Source organism: Schlesneria sp. (genome assembly GCF_036405755.1).
Lineage (GTDB): Bacteria > Planctomycetota > Planctomycetia > Planctomycetales > Planctomycetaceae > Schlesneria > Schlesneria sphaerica.
In genome coordinates this window covers 1-2,778 of the sequence record NZ_DASWWZ010000160.1, presented here as the reverse complement: position 1 = coordinate 2,778, position 2,778 = coordinate 1, and the positions used below count along the sequence as shown (strand labels likewise).

The 2,778-nt window shown below is 55.5% G+C and carries 3 protein-coding genes; 1 reads left to right on the top strand and 2 read right to left on the bottom strand.

Annotated features, from left to right (window positions below; all coding sequences use genetic code 11):
* Together VGE80_RS05375 and VGE80_RS05370 are read right to left on the bottom strand one after the other, a co-directional pair.
* The coding region (locus VGE80_RS05375) for a DUF1559 family PulG-like putative transporter (protein WP_440591940.1) at positions 1-911 on the bottom strand (911 nt) is incomplete at its 3' end.
* A gap of 149 nt (positions 912-1,060) precedes the next feature.
* Positions 1,061-1,501: a carboxypeptidase regulatory-like domain-containing protein gene (locus tag VGE80_RS05370; RefSeq protein ID WP_373649996.1), complete on the bottom strand. Its 441-nt coding sequence runs from the start codon at positions 1,499-1,501 to the stop codon at positions 1,061-1,063.
* A gap of 524 nt (positions 1,502-2,025) precedes the next feature.
* Here VGE80_RS05370 and VGE80_RS05365 point away from each other — a divergent pair.
* A partial coding sequence (locus VGE80_RS05365) for a hypothetical protein (RefSeq protein ID WP_440591939.1) occupies positions 2,026-2,778 on the top strand: 753 nt, incomplete at its 3' end.

Below are 2,778 nucleotides of genomic sequence, written 5' to 3'. Positions count from 1 at the left end.
TGATAGACACCGAGCGCCGTTGGGGGAAGCGTTTCGTCATCCACGGACGTCGTGTTGATCGATTCGCTGATGAAGCGGACCGATCCATCCGTCAGCAGGAACTGGGCACCTCCCACGTGCTTGCTCGAGAAGGCATTTCTGAGGACCACGGCGCTGGCGATACGGGGGGGATTCATGCGAACCGCACCGTTCCGCGTAATGCACTCGGGGCAGTCGCTGGTAGGAATTCCCGCCTGCACACGTCCGAACCAGCTGGGGTCCCAGTAGAAGGTATTGGCGGTGTCTCCCGTTCCCCAGAACACCGTCTCGCCCACGGCGATCGTATTCGAAGTCCCGTCGGTGATATCCCGAATTCCGACTCGGCTATCTTCAGAAAAGACACCGTTCCTACGCGTTGCTGAAGCGTTGTAATAGGCACTCAGAGAATACGACCCGCTGTTCGCAACATAGTTTGTGGCCGTGATCCCTGGAGCGTCGATGGCACCGACAACGACGTGGTTGATCGAGGGAACTGAAGGGCAGACGGCAACCTCCAACTTGGTCCCTACCAACAGCTGGTTCTCAGGCGTCACCAGTGACGTGTTGAAGTTCAACTGATTGTAGAGCGGCCCCTGATCGATATAGGGCAGAATGAACGACGTCCACGCCCACCCATTGGCTCGTTGAGGCCGATTGGCGCGGGCCGTCAGATGCTGAGTCTGGAAAATCATCGAAGGGGGAAACTGGTTATAGGCATCGTGATAATTATGAAGTGCCAAACCAATCTGCTTCAAATTATTCTTACACTGCGTCCGTCGCGCGGCTTCACGAGCCTGCTGGACGGCGGGAAGCAAGAGGGCCACAAGGACCCCGATGATGGCAATCACAACCAGCAGTTCGATCAGTGTAAATCCTCGGGATCTGCGGTGCACGGGCGAGGTTCCCGACAGTGGCTTGGGCGGTAGCGAAAACAAGGGAGAAAGCACGGAGACAACCTTTTCAAAATGATTCGTTGAATGAAAGAGACGTATAAAACAGATCGCAGCGTCAAATCGGGTCAGAGCAGCGGGATTCAGATCGATCAACCCGTATAGGGCAGTTCCTTCTTGATGTGTCCATCCCCCTCGAGATCGAAGTCGATCTGGTTACTGCCCGGTTCTACTTCTTCATAGAGTTCCGATTTCTGGTTGTAGCGCGACGGCACAACTTCCGGAGTGGTTTTTTCGGGGCTGATGGCATCCGCCGTACTGATCGTGACCCGATTCCGTCCAATCCACGCACCTTTCGTGTTGGTGGAAAAGATCATCTGATAACGACCGTAATTGTCTGTTCGGCCGAATGACGGTGCGCCAGCCCCTTCCTGGGGAGTAAAGATGAGAAATGCTTTGGGAAGTGGTTCTCCATCCAGGTACACCGTTCCCGTCACCGAAGCGATGTTTTTGTTCCCACTACAACCAGCCAGCAACAACGACAGCGCGAGCACACAAACAGGGGCAAAGGGAACCCGAAGATCAAATCGCATAGGACGTCTCGAGAGGGGCAGGGGCTGAGCAGCGATATTTTCGCTGTCGCCAGATGCAATCCCGAGGCTTCTTGGAAGACCATCGACTGCACGCAGAGAGAGTCAGATTCACGAATGCGGCTGTGCCGCTCATTCGCTCCTGTGGCCCATCAATTTAATGACGACCACATGAATGATATATTAGATCGGTTTTGTTGAATGTCAACCACTCTGACCCCGTGATGATCAAAAATCCGCCCCTCCGCGACGAAGTTCTACCGACTTCACGCTCCATTTCTCTTTTCTTGACCACACTTTCCAGCTCATCAAGCAGTGAGGATCGTCGATCGGCAAAAATTGCCGCCTTGCACGCTTCTGATTGAATGGGCCGGAAACGATCACCTCCAGATGAGCTTGCAGAGTGAAGCTGTGGCGCCGGCCGTAACTTCCTCTACACCCACTTTTGAATCGCAACTAGAATCCCGCCGACGACACACCGGCGACTGGATGCCGGCTTCGATTCTGTTTTTTCGGGGTTTTACAACGTGAGTACGCGGCCCGTTCGGATGGCGGCTCTTTCCCTGACACTCGTTTTGATTGTCAACTGGGTCCCTGCCTCTGCCCAAGGCTTTCTGGCAACCGATCATGTCGGTCGTCCTTCCGGTGCTCTCCCGCTGGCGATTCAGGATCCGCCCGGCAATTGGATACAACTCATCTCCAGTACCTCACCTCTGGCGACCGTCCAACTGACGAACACTCAGCTTCCGCCTGCGGACCCGTCGTACGACGGCCTGACATACGGCGAGCCCCCCGAATACACCCAGGACCTGGGAACTCGCAGTGCGAAGACGGGAACAGGACTCGACGCCCTTCCGTCATTTCGTGGCATCAAGGGACTGAAGAATCTTCCGGGGGGAGTCGGCACCCTCTTGATGTCGAACCCTCAAGCTGGTGGGTCCTGGTATCCCGAACAGAACACGGATCAGCCCGGTACGACGCTGAGCATGCTTCGAACAGACCTTCAGGGTGCCGTCCCTGTGTACTCAAAGGGCGCCAACACCTTTCTGCTGACCGGGGACGTGGAGACGACGCACGTCAACACGAACGCCATCCTGCCCAATACCATGCGGCAGTTTCCTCAGGATCTGTTCAACATCGCGATCGGCGGTAACTACTACCGTCAATTTGAAGGGGGGAATATCGGAGGGATTGTCTTTGATGTCGGTACCGCCACAGACAAACCTTTCCAGAGTTCACGTGATGCCCTCGTCTCGGGAACCGCTTTCCTGCTGATGCCG

Excerpts from the sequence above, each read along its gene's own strand:
- VGE80_RS05370 (WP_373649996.1), bottom strand. The coding sequence starts at position 1,501 with ATGCGATTTGATCTTCGGGTTCCCTTTGCCCCTGTTTGTGTGCTCGCG.